The sequence below is a fragment of the Pseudoflavonifractor sp. HCP28S3_F10 genome, assembly GCF_052065415.1.
Classification (GTDB): domain Bacteria; phylum Bacillota; class Clostridia; order Oscillospirales; family Oscillospiraceae; genus Pseudoflavonifractor_A.
Map to the genome: position 1 here is coordinate 1 of NZ_JBQHUB010000016.1, position 16086 is coordinate 16086.

Genomic DNA, 16086 nt, shown 5'->3' on the forward strand with positions numbered 1-16086 from the left:
TATTGTCATAATGCTGATAGATTCGGTTCCAGTCTTTGAGATTTACCTTTCCGTCACCTGTAACATCACCAAGCAGGCAAATCTTCACATCCTGCGTCACATTCTCCGCGCTCACGGTGATAGTGTACTCGCGGGTGACGTGGTTCTGCTTCATCACCTTCATGGTGTAGGTGCCGGACTCCACGCCTGCGATGGAATAGCTGGCGGTATTGCCTTTGACGACTGCTTCATACGCCGCCTCGGATGCGCCGCTCTCAATGAGCTGAATGGTCACATCGTCGGTGTCGCTGTTAAAGCTGGTCGCCGTGCCGGAAACCGTCACGCCGGCAGAAGCCTCGCCCGGCATGGTAAACTCCGCGTAGAAGTTCGCATGATCGCCCCAGTTTCTTTCTACGGTGCCGTACTGGGTATCCGCGACGGTGCCGTCCTCTTTATAGACCTTAAACCGGTTGACCGTATATTCCGCAAAGCTGTAACCGTCGGCCGCAACCGCATAGGCGTATGCCCGATAGGTTCTGCCCGGCTGGAGGGTGCTCCAGTCGAGAAGCTGTGAAACAACCCTGCCGTCCTCAACCAGCCACCATGCATACTCAAAGGTTTCGCCGTCCACGTAGTCGGCGTAAGCATCGACCACACTCACAGAGGGCGCTGTTTCGCCCACAGTGGGCACGCCGTCAAGCTTGAACTGCACCATCCCCACAGGGGTGTTCTCGTCCTGAGTCCTTATGGATATGTACTGATAATCGTTCCAGTTGGGCTCCGTTTTCGGGTCTGTCCAGGCGTTGGCGCCGTTGGAACCGGTGGGAGAAGTAGCGTCAAGGAATACGGAGGTGGTATATGCGGGATAGAGCACCTGCTGAGCCCGATATTCCGGCTCCGGATAGAGATTTGCCGCCTTGCCGCCGTTCTTTCCCATCAGGGTCAGGTTGCTGTCGCCCATAACGGTAATGGTCTTGGAATAATTGGTTGCGTTAATGGCGTAAGAAGAACTGCTTGGTGCGGTTGCCGTCACATCCGCATTTTTCAGGGTCAGGGAGCTGGAAACGTTGATACAGCCCGTAATATTCACCGTGCAGTTTTCAACGGTGTATGCTCCGTTGCGGAACGGATAATTGTTAATATTCAGGGTGTCCGTATCCTTTCCGTTCCAGCCTACGATACGGGCTGATGCGGTACCATCGGCGTCGTCGCTTTTCAGTATGTTGATAGCATACGACGCATTGGAGGTAACGCTGCCGGACACCTTAATTGTCAGCTCTCTTGCGGTTTTTCCGGCAGGAGTATAATAAAGAATTCCGAAAACGTTGCTTGGAATATATCCGCCGTCGCTGAAATCCACACGTTCGCCGCTGCCGGAGGTGATTTCTACGCCGTCCCACAGCCGCAGTTCGTTTTTATAGGGCAGATATACGGCGGTGGCGGCGGTGCCGGTGGCGCTGTTGTCGGTATAGGCAAGAGATCTTTTATTCTCGCTGGTCACCTGCACGCCGTTTACCCACAGGTCGTATTCCACGGGAAGAACGTTGATGTAGGAGTCATCGGAGTCCGTGTAGCCGCCGGGGCCGTAGACGCGGCAGTAGATGTGGCCCAGTCTGCTGTTGTAATCGTAATAATTCATTACCAGCGTGTCGGTGTTCTGGGTTCCCTCCTGATAGTACAGAATCTGCTTTTCCAGCACATAATCCGTACCGACCTGGTTCACGTAATGCCACTCGTAGCTTGTAGCGTTTTCCGCTTCCACATGGAGGGAGAAGCCCTCGCCCTCGTCAATGTTCAGGTTATATGCGGGCTGGGTGGTGATGACCGGCGCAGGGTAAGCCGCGTCGAAACAGTAGCAGCAATCCACCGACTCTTGAGTTGCCCGGCTCAAAAAGCCCTTCTTGCCGTTGACGGTAACCGTCATGGTGCTGTTTGTGGTGTTAAAGGCGTAGCCTTCCATGGCGTTCATGGTCACGACAATCATGTAGGCGTGACCTTCCTTAAAGAAGTCGCCTTCGGAAAGGTAGCGGTTTTCGTCCCAGTCAAACCAGCGCACATTGCGCATTTCAGCGCCTGTGGCTGTGGCTGTAGCGGTAAAGTCCACCGTTTCGCCGATTACCGGCGCCGTCACGTCCGTAATTTTAACGGAGCTTATTTTGGCGACGGGGGTGATTTCTATGGTATAGCCCTTAAGAGAGGAGACATGCAGGTTCGTAACTTCTTCGCCGTCCACCGTTACGGTTGAGGTGGGGTTAATATGATCCTCAAGATACTTACTGCCCACACAGGAGGAGCCGGTGGCCTGCTTTATAACGCCGGGCTCGCCGAAGCTCTGGAACAAAAGTCCGTTTATGGTAAAGTTACCCGCCTTGCGGGCGTTATACAGAGAATCATAGATATGGGCGTAGTTTATGGTCATGGAGCCATATTGTAGCTCCACGTTATAGGTGCCCTCGGCGGGAGAACGCGTGGACAGGAACTCGCCGCCGTTCAGGATGACCTCGGCATTTTCGCCGCTGACACTCATGCAGCGGCCGTAACCGCGGTTCTGGAAGCTGCCGCCGTTGACGGTAAGCTTGCCTGCTCCGGAGATTCTAATAACATTGAGAAGTTTACTGGATTGTCCTTCTGTAATCAGTGCGCCGCCGCCCACGCTGTCATTAATGGTCAGCGTTCCGCCGCCGAAAACCGTAATCATGTCGTCAGCAATCAGACGAACATGAAGAGTGTGTCCACGCAGGTCAAGTATGACATTCTGCCCATTATCGACTTCGACACCGTATATATAGAATGTTTCTGTAGAATAAGCCTCGTCCGCATTCAGAGCGATATAGAAGGGAGTGCCGTCCGTAGGGGCACTGTGTATCGCTTTCAACTGGTCGAAATTGCTCACAAAAATCGGTTTATCTTTGCTTGTGCCGTCGTTGGGCATGACAACCATGGCAGACCTACCGTCTATGGTAGTGGCGTAATAAAAGTACCCCTCGGGGATTTTGGTGCCGTTAAGAGTAATGATGCCCCGGGGACCGCCGATTGCCGTGCAGCTGTGGAATGTCACATTTGCTCTGCCGCCCACGTAAATTCCGAAGCCCGCGTCCGGGTCGTCATCGCTTGTGATAAAGGTGCCTCCGTCCACTGTGACGTTGCCCAGCTCGAACGTGGCCCCAGAACCGCCTGCCTTCGTGTTGATGAAGGTACCGCCGTTGATTTGAGTGGTGCCGCCTTGTGTCCATATTGCATCGGGATATGTGCCGTTGGTAACTTCAAAGGTGCCGTTTTCAATGGTCAGTTTGCCGCTGGAGGAAACATAGACTGTTGCCTGTCCTTCACCGCCGCTCACGCTGCTGGTCATCTTGCCCGTGCCGGCACTGCTGCTGTCCCGGATGGTAAGGCTGCCTATGAGCAGTTGAACAACGCCGGTGTCCGTGGTGGTGCCCGACCGGGAGACGGTATAGCCGTTCAAATCCAAATCCACGCTCTGTAAAGCATTGGACAAGTTCAGTGCAGTACCGTTGGTGCTTGCGCTGTAGCTGATGTCGCTGCCCAGCTTGATATAGCGGGTGGTGTTATCAGGTGTGTTCTTCATCAAATCCAGCAGCTCGTCATAATCGGTGACTATGTAGGGGTCGCCCTCCGTACCGCTGCCGCTGTAGGCCGACGCCGTCATGCTCATGGCCGGGAGCAGACCCAGCACCATCACCAGCGTCAGCAGCAGACTGAGCAGTTTGTTTGTTCGTTTCTTCATGTTTGACCTCCTAACTCCTGAAAGGTTCATTCTCCGGCCCGCCGGGGCCGGGGTGGGGATTCTTGCCTGGTGATTCCTCCGCCTCCACGCTGAACAGCAGGCTGCGGAGCGCCTCTTTTTCCTCCGCCGTGGGCGGCCGGGAGCGGCTGATGTACCCGCCCAGGCAAACAGGGGTCGTGTCCTCGTTGGCCGTCAGGCGGAAATTCAGGTAGGAGTAGCCGTCCTTCCGTGGGGGGAAATAGACTCCGTACAGGTGCAGGCCGTTTTCCGTGTAGTCCACGACTTGACTCTGAACGATCCTGTCATCGGACAGGAGGTCGTTCCACTTCCAGTTGGGAGGAGGGTCCTCCAGGTAGAAGTTCACGCCCGTGTCCAGTGTCTCCACAACCAGGCTGGACTGGCCGTGAACGCTGGGACCATCATAGAAGAAATGCCAGGATGGCGGAATCTGGACGCGCCAGCCGCACCAGATCACCGTTCTGCCGCCGGTCAGCCACTTTCCCTTTTCGTCCTCAGCGGTCAGCGGCTGGGGAGGCGGTTCCCGTACCGGGGGGCGGTCTGGGCTTTGCGCTTTGTGGCGAAGAAAGCCAAATAGTTCAGATAGTTTTTGATTGCCCGTCGTGTCTCCCTCCTTTCCCGTGGCGGTCAGGGCCGCCGGGTGTGGTGATTCATTGCTCTGAGGTTAAACCAATGCCGTTGATCACATCGGTCCAGGTCTCAGATTTCAAAATCTGCTCCGCGGTCACATCGGGAGCTGTTTTTGCGAGGAAGAGAAAATGCCTGACGCTCCCACCGGGGCCCTGCACATCCTTGCAGCCCTGCAGACGGTAAAGCTGGACGCCCCGGTCTCCGGGATCTCCGCCGGGCTTGTAGGACAACACGACACTGCCGCCCTGAACCGTAACGGTCATCCGTCCGGTGAATTCCTCGGCCTGGAGGATACCCGCCGTGGAGGCCGGCTGGTCTGTCTCGCAGCAGGAAAGGACAAACATGCCGTCATCCGCCCGGATATAGAGGCAGTCGGTGGTATCGTTTTCGTCCTCTGGTTTCCAGTAAGACACCCCGGGTACCGCCGGAAGGGCAAAGCCACGGTAGGTCATAGGGCCTTTCACATATTCCATGTCCAATGCTTCTTTGCAGTCCACGCCTTTCTCACCCGCTTTCTTCAAATCGGTTGCCAAACGCTTACAGGCTGTCCATAACGGCAGCCATATACTGCTCGGTAACAGACCCAAAGAGAAACGCGTCGACCAGTCCGTCCTTCTTGGCTTGTTTCACGCTTTCCGCCAGGGCTTTGTCCGCCGCATCATCCACCAGCATGACCACCTTGCAGTCCGGGTTGTTCCTGGCAACCGCTTCCCGGATGGCCAACCGTTCCTCCAGCATCCAGGGCGTATATCCCGTCACCTCCATGAGGAGGGCGTAGGGCCGGAACATCTTGCACCGCTCCACGGTCTTGCTGGGGGATTCGGAAATAATGATGTGGTATTCTTCCAGCTCTTGCAGCAGCATACGCTGGATCGTTCTTGCATACAGTCCGCTTTGAATATCGAGAATGATTCTTTTCATCATACCACCTGCCTTCTCTGAAGGAGCTGCGGACATAAGCTCCTGATTCTCCAATTCTCATTATACGGATTCTTTTGAGTTTGTAACTGTCACTTGTGTCAGTATCAGTGAAAAAAGAGGTAAAAATTTTCAAAAAAATAAGTGCCCGGTCACCGTGAAGTGGCCGGACGCTGTTTTTACTCTTCGTCCTCAAATTTTACGATCAGGGTTTTCTGGATGATGGCTGTCAGCAGTGCGTTTTTGTTCTTGAAGCCGCTCCGACCCACGATCTCGTCCAGGTTCCACCGGACGCCGCGGCTGGTGAGATGCACTCTTTCCGCGATCTCGTCGTAGCCCAAGCCATCCGAAAACAGCCGGAGTATTTCCAGCTGCCGGGGCGTGAGCTGGGCCGAACGGATGTCCTTCAGTTCCACGTCAGGTGAGGTGTCCGGGAAGATATGCTCTCCGGCCAGGGTCCGCTCAATGACCTCCATCAGGTCCGCGTCGCCGTGGTCCTTGTACCACAGGCTGTCGGCGCCGCCCGCCCGGGCCTGCGCCAGCACTTCCGGGTCAATGAGGGAGGTCGCCGCCACTACCTTCGTGCGGCAGCCGCTCTCTTTGATGCGCTTTCCCGCCGCAAGGCCGGAGTGGTCGTGGAGGGTCAGCACGTCCATCAGAACCAGATCCACGCTGCCGCCTCGACAGGCGTCCACCGCTTCAATGGCATCCTGAAAAACGCCGACCACCCGATAGCGGGGATCATCGGCAAACATCTTTTCAAAGTGCTGCCGCATGTAGGCATTATCTTCCACAATGATCACTGTGGTCATAGTTCTTGTTCCCTCCTTGGAAGATTGAGGATCAGTGCGAAGGCCGGCCGATGGGAGACCGACATTTCGCCGCCGGCGCTCTCCACGCTCCGGCGCAGGGAGGACAGACCGCCGCCCTCCGTGATCTCCCGCTCCGGGATCTTTCCGTTGTTGGTGATAATCACCCGATAGATGTCGGCCCGCTCCACGACCTCCACCCTGACCCGGTCGCCCCCGGCGTGGTTAACGCAGTTGGTGACGCACTCCCGTGCAGCGGCGGCGATCAGTCGCTCTATATCCGGGTTCTGAGGGATATAGCCGTCCAGCTCCAGCGTCACATGCATCTCTGCTGCTTTCTGCCGCGCTTCCTCAAAGGTGCCGCGGGCCGCCGGGAAGTCGTTGGAGAAATAGCTGATGGCGTCCTTCAAAACCGCCAGCTGATGCTCCACATCTCCGTCTCCGCCGCCGTTCATCATCTCGGAGATGGCGATGAGGCTGGCGCCGATGTTGTTGTGAATCCGCATTTTCAGTTCCAGTGTTTCCTTTTCCCGAATTCGCTCAGACAGGCGCTGGAACATTTTCCGGAGCTTGGCGATGACCCGCCGCAGCTCCGCGTTGTCCCGCTGCAGCCGGGCGTTTCCCTCGTATAGCTCCGTCACATTCTGGGCGAGGATCTGGGTGACTCCATCTATGCCCTCCAGCGCCGTAGTCTGGAATCGCCATACCCGTCCGTCTGGGAACCGGCACAGCGGCGGGTTCGGTTCCAGGCGGGTAACGCCGCAGCCCTTTGGTGGATCCTTCAGAGCGTCCGTCAAATCCCAAATAGTCTGGGGATAGCTGCCCGTCAGCACCGCGCCCAATTCGCCCATGGCGCGGTTAATGAGGATGATGCGGCCCGTTTCGTCGGCGAAACAGACACCGGTGGGCAGGTCGTCAAAAGCCTGTTTGATGGCGTTGGCTGACAGTTCTGTCCGGTGCCGTTTCCGCTCCCGCATAGCTTCCACAGCCACATAGGCTGCAGCGGCGAGCAGCAGCACTACAAAAGCCGTTGGAATATTATCGTAAGTCCGGCTTGTTGAGTCCGGCCCCAGCAGCGCAATGGCAAAGGTCAATACTGCGAACATGCAGCAGTCCGGTACCGCCAGTTTGATCCGTCCTGTACGAATGGCCTTACTCAGCAGCAGGAACAATACGCCCAACACCGCACACAGCAGTAGGGTCAGCAGGGCTGTCCGGGCATTGGCAGAGAGTTCACAGAAGGGGGTCATGCTCCGCCACCTCCTTCCAAAGGCAGAACGAGCATCATCTCGCTGTCCTCCCCGTCGATCCGCACCTGCGGATACCTGCCGCACAGGGGCGTGAAATCCGCGTCACAGTCCAGAAGTATGTTGATCCGCAGTTTACCGTCTACCGGGCGCACCTGCACATTGATGGCGCGCAGGGTATCCAGTCCGGTTTCAATCGCATCTTCAAAGAAGTCATAGGCCCGCGCCAGCAGTTCGCCGGGAAGGTATTCTTTTCCCGTCTGTACGAGAAAAGCCCCCTCCACCCCCAGCAGCGTCAAGGCACGGAAGGATTCCCGAAGTGCGCTGGTCAGCTTTTCCTCTGAGATGACAGGAGCGCTGTCGATGGAGAGTACAAAGTCCTTCCGGCGCTTGATAAAGCTGCCCAGCACCACGATATGGGCCAGGATCTGATGCTTTTCTTCGGCGCCGTCAGTTTTCTCATAGGTACGCACAAGGCGGTCGATCTGGTTCAGTTGGCTCTGAGTCCGGGTTTGCAGCAGGTCGTAGAGGCGGTTTTGCTCCTCAATTGTCTTGTGTTCCCGCTCCTGGTCATACTCGGATTTCAGCAGTGCTTTCCGCTCCTGCAGCTCGTCCTGCTGGTCCTCCAGACTCTCCCGCAGGCGGAGCAGCTGGGAGATATCCTCCGTCCAGACCGCATGGCCGCCGTCCACCGGCATATTGTGGACCTGTATCCCTTCCGTGAGTGCCGCAGGGCCGGCCTCCGCCTCCCGCATTTTCTCCACCGGGATCTTCGGTGCGTTTTTGGCAGCATATTGGACAGCATAATCCCGGTCCACGATCTGCGCTGCCAGAGTGGACTCCCGGAACAGTTCCCCGTATCGGGTGTTGGACTGAATCAGGCTGCACTGGATACAAAGTTCCAGCGTGGCGGTGATCAGCAGGCAGAAAACCACGGTTACATCGGCGGCAAGCGCTTTTTGCAACGGCAGCTGGACGATGTCGAAGACGCAATAAATCATTGCCAGTAGAAAGGGAACGAAAGGCAGCAACAAAAATTTATGGCTGTGGGGGATATGGCATTTGATCAGCATGGCGCCAAGCGCTGCCAGGGCACAAAGGAACATCCATCCAACCGCCAGATAATAAACGATGCTATGAGCATACACATTCGCCCATACGACCGCATCTGCCGGGAACACGAACACGAGTTGATGAAGGTCATTGGTCAGCACCAGCAGAAAAAGCAAGGTGGTCGGTATGTAAAAAAGCTTCATCCAGTTCGGCAGGCGGTAGTTTTCCGTCTTTCCAAGCGACAGGGCAACGAACACCGCCAGCGCCGGGATGAACAGCATAGGCAGATAATACAGGTACCATAGGTGGCGCAGGACCCAGGGATCTTCCGCGATGATATAACGGATCGTTCTGGCAGTAACCCAGAATACCATCAGTGCGGAAATGGCAGTGAGATAGCGGCGCACCTGAGGCTGGATGATCCGCCTGCGGACGGAAATACCCCACGCTGCAAACAGCATAACGTATATGACAGAACGAAAGAATGAACAGAGCCAATCGAAGGGGGGCTCCACCCGAAAGCCTATCTGCCGCAGAGTAGCCGCTACAATGACGGCCAGAGCCGCACAGAGAAAGGCACGGTGGTTTTTCAAATTTACTTTTGCCATCGTGCGCCCCTCCTTTCTGCATACAGCGGTCTTATTTGGTTGCTGCGCAACCAAATAAGGGGGTACCCCCTTAACAATACTCTGCTCTCTTTTGAGAGGACAGAGTATAATCTATCCGGTTAAATTATACTGTATGTCCTTCAAAAACTCAACGAAAAGTTCCGTTCCAACGCAACGCTGCCCTTTTTCACTTCTCGCCGGAAAAGAAAGAGGGACTGTGAAAGCACAGCCCCTCTCTATATTACTCGTTCTCGTTTTCTATCGGCTTACGCTGCCTTTTGAAATCGAATGCTCCGGGATCGCATCTGAAGCTCCTGGGAGAGGAATTTCAGCGTGGAGAATTCATCGTCCAGTCCATCCAGTTCCCGGCGGAGCACCTGCTCATAGTGGCGCTTCTTTTCCTCCAGGCCCTGGATCTTCAGTACCCACCGGTCCATGACCGCAGGGCTCTGACTGCCGGACTTAATGAGGTAGTCCGCTCGCTCCTGATAGGTGGCGATCTCCTTTTTCACCGCCGCGTAAAACTCCTCCGTCATCTTGGCGCGCTGTTTTTCATCGTCGATGATGTAAAAGCTATTGACCATCAGCGGCGTGTCGTTCCGGTTCAGGCCACCCAACAAATTGATAAAGTCCTCGAAAATATCGACCTTATCCATGTAGGTACGGGGAACAAAATACATATGGCCGGTGATGCTCAGCTTGGTGGCCTCGATGCTGCGCAGGTAATTGGTGCAGATGGTCTCGATCTGCTTTCGGTTGGCACACCGCTGGTAGAGCTCGAACAGCTCCTCCGCCCGGCGGCAGCACCCAGGCACATCTACCGCGTCATCCATCACCAGGTTGTCGCAGCGGAAGATCCCATCCTCCTTGTCGTAGCTGATGTTGGCCAGCTTCTCATACCGGTTGGTCTGCTGATTCAGCGTTTCCTTCACCAGTTCTCGGGAGAGGACCCCGGACGTGCGCTTATTGTCCCGGCAGTAAGCAAGGTAGATATGGCTCTCGCCCATGGAAGTGACCGGGATTCGCTCCCGGATATCCCCCGTTGCGGAGCGGAAAGCATCCGACACCGACAGACGGTTGCCGCCGGCATAGGGAATGCCCATGCTCTCACAGAGATCGGACAGAGCCTCTTTCTCCACAAGAAGATTCGCCAGAGTAAAGTACAGGAACTTTCCCAGCATGTGCTCTTTATCGCCGCTGTTTGCCGCGAGAAACTCGTTCATATTGATCGTTTTTTCCATATTCAATACTTCCTTTCTGATTCAGGTATGAAGCGCATATTGCGCTTTCTCCATGTGATCCTGCCCATGAAGGATCACGCCGCCGCAAATGCCCGGACGCCCCAGACGGAACTCCCGGAAAAAGAAGCTGTACGGCAGGGGATCGTCGTAAAAGCAGATCCGGTCCGTCTGCTTCCAGCGGAAGTTATCCCGCAGGAACCGGATCAGCTTGCGCCGGACCGTCTTTTGGGCAAGCGCCGCCCGGAGGTTCCTCTGCTCGCAGAAAACAAGCCGCGGCCTCTCCGCGTCCTCCATGGACAGCGCCCGCCATTCGGTCACCTCGGGATTCTTTTCGCTCTCCAGAGCGAATTTCATCAGCGCGTCGAAAGAGAGCTGAACCGTCTCCTCACGGCCGGTAAGCGCACAACCGCATTGATTCAGCCACACAAAGCGGATCACGACTCTGCGCAGTTCCCGCTCATACCGCAGCACGGCAAAGGAACCGGCGTCGCTGATCGTAACGCTCCCTTCCTGCACCATGCGCCTTAAATCGCTTCGCAGCACGGCAAAGCTGTGCGGCGATTTTTTGTTCCTGGTGACCGTCCGGAAGAACAGGCTCTGTCCGGCGGCAGACACCTTTACCATTGTTCTGCTATTCATCATTTCACTCCTCGGATCACATGGCGGCCACGCGGCTGAGGAAATAATCGTCCACACCCTTGTAGGCCGGGTTCCATGTGTATTTTGAGTATCGGACGCCGGGGATCTTCTGTACCTCCCGGCGCATGGTAAGAATCGCGTTTCGCACCTGCGGGTTGGTCATCTGATCCATATCCATCGCCTCAACGATTTCGGTGACACCCAGATCCAGGATCGTTTCCCGCAGGCCCTTGATGGCGTTGACGCCGCCGGTGCAGATAAACAGGGCATCATTTGCGAGAAAGCTGGCTACATCGCCTTTGAGCGGCCCTTCCGTCAGAAAGGCCCGTTTTCGGCTCCGGTCGCCGGTAACATGGATCCACGAGTAGCTGCGTGTGCCGTTTTCCAGATGTCTGTCTCGGCTGGAAAGCCAGCGGTATTTCCGCCCCGGCTTATCCGCGTCATCCAGGCGGATCTTCAGGCCCTGGATCAGGCCATCCTGATTTCGCACAGGGATCAGAAAGCCATTGGGGCCGGCCACCGTCCACTGGTCATTTCGGGTATAGAACCCTGGGATACCCAGCAGGTCATGGCTGCTGCCCACCAGCTTCGCAAGAAGCCGCCGGGCCTGCGGTGTTTCCGGCATGGACCGGTAACCGTTGCGCTCGATGCGTTCATCGGACAGTCCGCGTTCCAGAAGGTTTTCACGGTGCTTTTCGGAGAGCGTCAGAAAAGACAGCATCTCCGAATAGACCGCGTGGCGCTCCTCCAGCGCCCTGGGCGTCCGCTCTTGTGTTTGGGGAACAGGCTGGGACGGCAAGGGATATACCCTGGTGTCCTTTGTCAGTTCCAAATAAGCCTCTTTGTTGGTGATGCTGTGGAGCCGGGCATACAGCGAAACACTGTTGCCGTGGGCGCCGCAGAGATTACACCGGTATTGGTTTTTTGAGGTGTTGAGGCTCAGATGGTATTTCCCCGGTCCGTGGTCGCGGCAGAAGGGGCAGCTTGCCTCGACTTCCTCGTGCCTGAGTGTACGAGGGTCGAGGACAAGCCCGCACCGTCTGGCGGTTTCCACGATGGGAAATTCTACATACTCGCGTGCCAAACGGCGCCTCCCCCTTCCTTGAGGTTTACGCCGCCTTCGGCATCTGCGTCTGGTTCATGGGACGCACCGACAGCGCCGCACCGTGTACGCATTTGGCCATGATGATCTGGCCGGTGGGCCGGACATTGGCAAGGTCGTCAACGGATTCCATGTTGTCAATGAACACGGGATAGTTGCGGCCGGTCAGGCGCTTCATCAGCTCAGACAGCTCCATGCCGGCCCTGATCTTTTCGGAGAGGGAAAGCCGGTCATACCGCCGTCCGCCGTAAGTAAATTTGAAGGTGTCCTTGGCCTCTCCGGTAGATTTCACCACATCGTAGAGGGAGATCTCCACCTTGTTCATCTTCAGCTGAGAAAAGGTCAGCTCAGCACGCTTGCTCAAATAGAGGGCCGCGTCCTGCAGCAGCTTCTTTTTCTCACCGATCTGTGCCTTGACCTCCCGGATCTTTGCGTCGTAGTCCTGCGGGCCGGCGTGTGCCGCAGCCAACGCGGCGTCCAGCTCCGCCTGACAATCCCGCAGGTCTTCCTTGCACGCTGTCAGGCGGTCATATTCCTCCTGGGTCAGATTCCCATACTCCATATCCGTCGTCAGACTCTGGATCTGGGTTTGCAGGGTTTCCAGCTCCGCTTTGCGGCGTGCGCTGATGGCGCCTCGCTCCGTGTCCAGGTTTTCCCGCTGACTTGTCAGCTTTGTGATCTCCTGCCGAATCTGCTCCACATCGTCTTTTTGGAATTGCAGAAAGGTTTCCTCCGTCTTCTTTTCCAGCATCTGGAGTTCATTCAGCTGCTCTTTCTGCGCCTTGCCGTCTGCCACGACCGCAGAAAGAGCCTTTCCGATCTCCTCCCGCACCAGCGGAAAGTCCGCCTCCGTCACCGCACGGCGGCAGGTGGGGCAGACAACACCGGGGCGGAAACCCTTGAGCAGGGCCGATTCCCGGGCGTACTTGGAGCCCAGTTCCTTGACTCTGGCCGCCGCCTCCGCGATGGGCTGGCTGTATTTCGGCACATATTGCTCGGCGCTGCGCTGTCCCAGCTTTTGGTGCAGGCTTTTCAGCCGCTCGTCAAGCTCGGCCGTGTCAGCGGCGTCGGGGCCGTCCTGAGCCATCTCATCATAGCGGGCGCTGAGTTCGATCAGCGTTTCCTGCATATCCGAAAGGTCCAGTCCCTCAAAGCGTTTTGCTTCCAGGGCGTCCCGCTGGGACACCAGCGCGTCGAGGCGAGCCTGCAGCTCAGCAGCTTTTTTCTGTCCGTCCCGCTGCTGGGATTCCGCCAGGTCCTTTTGCCCTGTCAGATAGATGACGGTCTGCTCCAGGTCCCGGATCTCCTCACGCCGTTTTTTGAGATAGACCTCCGGCGAGAGAATGGACTCGTTTTCCAACGAAGCACGCACATTCTCACTGAGCTGGGACAGTACCTCCTCATGGGAGATAGCCGGCAGATACCGTTCCAGCAGCTTTTTCCCATCGTCGCCCAGCTCCTCAATAAAGTACAGGGGATTGAAAATGGAGAGGAACACATCCCGCTCGCCAAACAGGTCCGTCAGATCCAGCTGGCGGATCTCATAGCCGTCATAGCTGATGGCCATACGGCTTTTCTGCCGGGTGCGGGTCAGCTCATGGAGCTGCCCGTTTTCGTCCACAAACTGAAGGGACACGAACAACTCCGGGTTCTGCTCGCTGTGCAGCCGGTCAATGCCCCGCTCCCCGAAAAAGGGGAGCCCGGTGATGGCGAAGGCGATGGCATCCGCGATACTGGTTTTGCCGCGGCCATTCCCTCCGGTCACGACGGTGGGGTTTCCGAAGTCCAGCTGCGTCGGCTCCTGATAGCACTTGAAGCCGGATAACCTCATGCCGGTGATCTCAAAGCTCTTGATGGTTTTCATGATGCAGATTTACGCTCCTTTCTACGCGGCCTGCTTGCCGGATGCGGTAATTTTGTAGCTTTCCAGGAAATTGAACACCACGGTATTCTGCTTTTTCAGCGAGATCTTCACCTGCGCCAGCAGCGTGCCCGGCGTAAGGTCCTCATGGGCGCCCCGGGCGAAGGCCTTCAGCACCTTTCCGTCCCTGTCCCTGAGCATAACGGTGGTGGACTTACTGTTCATGCCGTTTTGGATCTGGGCATTTTCCACCACATACTCGTACTCCGGCTCCTTCCTGCGGGGAAATTCCGTGGTCTTGCCGGAAGATGCAGCAGGCACAGAAGCCGCAGGCTGCTGCTTTTGGGCAGTGGGAGCGCTCTGCTCCGGTCTGGGGTTTTCCTGCGTCTGCGGCGCACTGCCGGAGGACTTCGTTTCGGGTGCAGTCTGTTTCGGCCCTTCGCTCTGGGGAGCGGTGGGCATCAGCTGCGCCTGTGTCCCGCCGGGCAGCGCCGGCGTCAGCTTCAGGCGCTTGAGCATCCCGAGATACGCGTCATCCAGTTTCTTTCTCTCCGTGTCTTTGATCACAAAACTGTCGCCCCGGGCCTCAATGCCGACCCAGACGGTGTCCATACTGTATAGGACACGGCCCACGCCCCACTGAACCGCGGCACGCTTCATGGAATCGGAGAGTCCGCCTTTGACTGCCTCAATGTCGGAATCCTCGGCGCCGTCCCATTTGGTAATAAAGCCGCGGCCCTCAAAATAGATGGCGATGCCGCACAGCTGCGCCTGCTTCTTCCCGGCACCGTGCCAGGGCTTGAAGTCGTTGTACCAGTTCTCCGGCCCCACCACATCGTCCAGCCGGGTCTGTATCGCCCGGTTGGTCACGTAGGGGACCGCCATACCCCGAGTCTTATCCCTGGATGTGGCCTGCAGACGCCACTCCAGATCCTCCGGCGCAAAGGGCTGGGCAAGAGCCGCCTGGATCTCGCTGGGTTTTTTCTGCTCCATGCAGAGTAACCTCCTATCTGATGAAGTCTTTCAGTGTTTTGCCATTGGGAACAAGGACGTCAGTATAGTAATAGGCCGGCTCCTTGTCCTTCAGGTGGTTCAGCAGCGCACGGTACTCCATGTGCAGCCGGTTGTTCTTCGCGTTGAAGCTATCATTGTTGTTGGGAAGGCGCAGCAGATACCCTGGGAGATTGCCCAGCGCACCGATCTTTTTGTAGACTGGCAGCTCATTGTTACCGGTACATAAGTTGAAGCCTCCCACATTGGAAAAGGGATAAACGAACATACCGACATCCTCGGCAGGCGGTTTGTCCTCCACCACGCCCAGCTTGCAGGAAAACACTTTTCCCTCCTTGCTGACGTGAAAGCCAAACACCAGCCGCGGCAGCGGGAAGTTGGGGTACTCCGTGCCGAAGTAGCTGATGTCCGCATAGAGTTCCGGATACCACAGGCAATAGCTGTGGCTGCCGTCGTTCTCAATGCCAACATGGAAGCAATTGGCCGGCAGAAAACCACTTTGCACTTCCTCATTCCGGATACTCTGCTTGATGCAGTCATAAAAGGTCTGTTCCGTGATCTCTTTGCAGGAGATCACGCTGCCATTGGTGTTTTCCACTCGGATGCGCTGCTGATCCGGGCTGATCCGGATCACGATCTCATTCTTTGCGTTCACGCGGCCATCACCTCCATATACCGGGGCACTGTCTGCTGTTGCTCTTCCGACAGTTTCTCCCGCAGGCGCTGAACGCCTACCTCAAACCACTGCCGGATGGAAAGCAGCGCCTCCAAAAGCTCCATTTCACCGTCAAAATAGCAATCCGTGCGAAAAACGATCCCGCTGGCCCACTCATGGCCCACCTTGGTATTCAGGTACCAGCCGTACCCGTATGAGTTACCGAGGTCCATGGCGGATTCCACAAACCGCTCCGCTTCCCGCATATAGGGGTTGTCTTTCAGCTTCAGGCCATGGGCGCAGCCGTAGGTACGGCAAAGGCGGTAATATTCCACCATTGCCCGGTCGCTGAAATACCATCTGGCCACGTCGTAATCTTCCACGTAGTCTTCATAGACAAAATCTGCCGTTATGTAGAGCAGGTCCAGGAAGTACGCGTAGAATTCATCTCCCGGCTCGTTATAGCCTTCTTTGATCATTGCGTCCAACTTGCCATACTCGTGGAACAGGTGGGCAAGTGCGATGGAAGGCAGTACCTGCTGAATAGCTCCTGGTGTCATATCAGCCCTC

The 16086-nt window shown here is 56.5% G+C and carries 14 protein-coding genes; all 14 read right to left on the reverse strand.

What is annotated here, in order from left to right; translation table 11 throughout:
- A partial coding sequence (locus ACTNBZ_RS08240) for a hypothetical protein (RefSeq protein WP_441209191.1) occupies window positions 1-3724 on the reverse strand: 3724 nt, incomplete at its 3' end.
- A gap of 10 nt (window positions 3725-3734) precedes the next feature.
- Window positions 3735-4199, reverse strand: a complete 465-nt coding sequence (locus ACTNBZ_RS08245) for a hypothetical protein (protein ID WP_441209192.1) — start codon at window positions 4197-4199, stop codon at window positions 3735-3737.
- Between the two features lie 193 nt (window positions 4200-4392).
- Entirely contained in the window at window positions 4393-4845 is a 453-nt protein-coding gene (locus ACTNBZ_RS08250; protein WP_441209193.1) for a hypothetical protein, read from the reverse strand.
- 64 nt (window positions 4846-4909) lie between these two features.
- Complete coding sequence (locus ACTNBZ_RS08255; protein WP_441209194.1) at window positions 4910-5296, reverse strand: hypothetical protein; 387 nt, start codon at window positions 5294-5296, stop codon at window positions 4910-4912.
- A gap of 173 nt (window positions 5297-5469) precedes the next feature.
- Window positions 5470-6102: a response regulator gene (locus tag ACTNBZ_RS08260; RefSeq protein ID WP_441209195.1), complete on the reverse strand. Its 633-nt coding sequence runs from the start codon at window positions 6100-6102 to the stop codon at window positions 5470-5472.
- The gene (locus tag ACTNBZ_RS08265; RefSeq protein ID WP_441209196.1) at window positions 6099-7349 is read right to left on the reverse strand and encodes a sensor histidine kinase; all 1251 of its coding nucleotides are present in this window, start codon (window positions 7347-7349) and stop codon (window positions 6099-6101) included. Before ACTNBZ_RS08265 ends, ACTNBZ_RS08260 begins: the two co-directional genes overlap by 4 nt.
- Window positions 7346-9007: a histidine kinase N-terminal 7TM domain-containing protein gene (locus ACTNBZ_RS08270; protein WP_441209197.1), complete on the reverse strand. Its 1662-nt coding sequence runs from the start codon at window positions 9005-9007 to the stop codon at window positions 7346-7348. Before ACTNBZ_RS08270 ends, ACTNBZ_RS08265 begins: the two co-directional genes overlap by 4 nt.
- A 266-nt stretch (window positions 9008-9273) precedes the next feature.
- Window positions 9274-10248 (reverse strand): DUF6744 family protein, encoded by a 975-nt coding sequence (locus ACTNBZ_RS08275; RefSeq protein WP_441209198.1) that lies wholly within the window; start codon window positions 10246-10248, stop codon window positions 9274-9276.
- Window positions 10249-10269: 21 nt separating this feature from the next.
- Window positions 10270-10887: a hypothetical protein gene (locus tag ACTNBZ_RS08280; RefSeq protein WP_441209199.1), complete on the reverse strand. Its 618-nt coding sequence runs from the start codon at window positions 10885-10887 to the stop codon at window positions 10270-10272.
- Between the two features lie 16 nt (window positions 10888-10903).
- On the reverse strand, window positions 10904-11971 hold the full coding sequence (locus tag ACTNBZ_RS08285) for a hypothetical protein (protein WP_441209200.1): 1068 nt from the start codon (window positions 11969-11971) through the stop codon (window positions 10904-10906).
- Window positions 11972-11996: 25 nt separating this feature from the next.
- The gene (locus tag ACTNBZ_RS08290; protein WP_441209201.1) at window positions 11997-13853 is read right to left on the reverse strand and encodes an AAA family ATPase; all 1857 of its coding nucleotides are present in this window, start codon (window positions 13851-13853) and stop codon (window positions 11997-11999) included.
- Between the two features lie 21 nt (window positions 13854-13874).
- Window positions 13875-14843: a Rad52/Rad22 family DNA repair protein gene (locus tag ACTNBZ_RS08295; protein WP_441209202.1), complete on the reverse strand. Its 969-nt coding sequence runs from the start codon at window positions 14841-14843 to the stop codon at window positions 13875-13877.
- A gap of 13 nt (window positions 14844-14856) precedes the next feature.
- The gene (locus tag ACTNBZ_RS08300) at window positions 14857-15516 is read right to left on the reverse strand and encodes a hypothetical protein (RefSeq protein WP_441209203.1); all 660 of its coding nucleotides are present in this window, start codon (window positions 15514-15516) and stop codon (window positions 14857-14859) included.
- Window positions 15513-16076, reverse strand: coding sequence for a hypothetical protein (locus tag ACTNBZ_RS08305; protein ID WP_441209204.1), 564 nt, complete (start codon window positions 16074-16076; stop codon window positions 15513-15515). Before ACTNBZ_RS08305 ends, ACTNBZ_RS08300 begins: the two co-directional genes overlap by 4 nt.
- Window positions 16077-16086: the final 10 nt, after the last annotated feature.

Excerpts from the sequence above, each read along its gene's own strand:
- ACTNBZ_RS08250 (WP_441209193.1), bottom strand. The coding sequence starts at position 4,845 with ATGGAATATGTGAAAGGCCCTATGACCTACCGTGGCTTTGCCCTTCCG.
- ACTNBZ_RS08255 (WP_441209194.1), bottom strand. The coding sequence starts at position 5,296 with ATGATGAAAAGAATCATTCTCGATATTCAAAGCGGACTGTATGCAAGA.
- ACTNBZ_RS08260 (WP_441209195.1), bottom strand. The coding sequence starts at position 6,102 with ATGACCACAGTGATCATTGTGGAAGATAATGCCTACATGCGGCAGCAC.
- ACTNBZ_RS08265 (WP_441209196.1), bottom strand. The coding sequence starts at position 7,349 with ATGACCCCCTTCTGTGAACTCTCTGCCAATGCCCGGACAGCCCTGCTG.
- ACTNBZ_RS08270 (WP_441209197.1), bottom strand. The coding sequence starts at position 9,007 with ATGGCAAAAGTAAATTTGAAAAACCACCGTGCCTTTCTCTGTGCGGCT.
- ACTNBZ_RS08275 (WP_441209198.1), bottom strand. The coding sequence starts at position 10,248 with ATGGAAAAAACGATCAATATGAACGAGTTTCTCGCGGCAAACAGCGGC.
- ACTNBZ_RS08280 (WP_441209199.1), bottom strand. The coding sequence starts at position 10,887 with ATGAATAGCAGAACAATGGTAAAGGTGTCTGCCGCCGGACAGAGCCTG.
- ACTNBZ_RS08290 (WP_441209201.1), bottom strand. The coding sequence starts at position 13,853 with ATGAAAACCATCAAGAGCTTTGAGATCACCGGCATGAGGTTATCCGGC.
- ACTNBZ_RS08295 (WP_441209202.1), bottom strand. The coding sequence starts at position 14,843 with ATGGAGCAGAAAAAACCCAGCGAGATCCAGGCGGCTCTTGCCCAGCCC.
- ACTNBZ_RS08305 (WP_441209204.1), bottom strand. The coding sequence starts at position 16,076 with ATGACACCAGGAGCTATTCAGCAGGTACTGCCTTCCATCGCACTTGCC.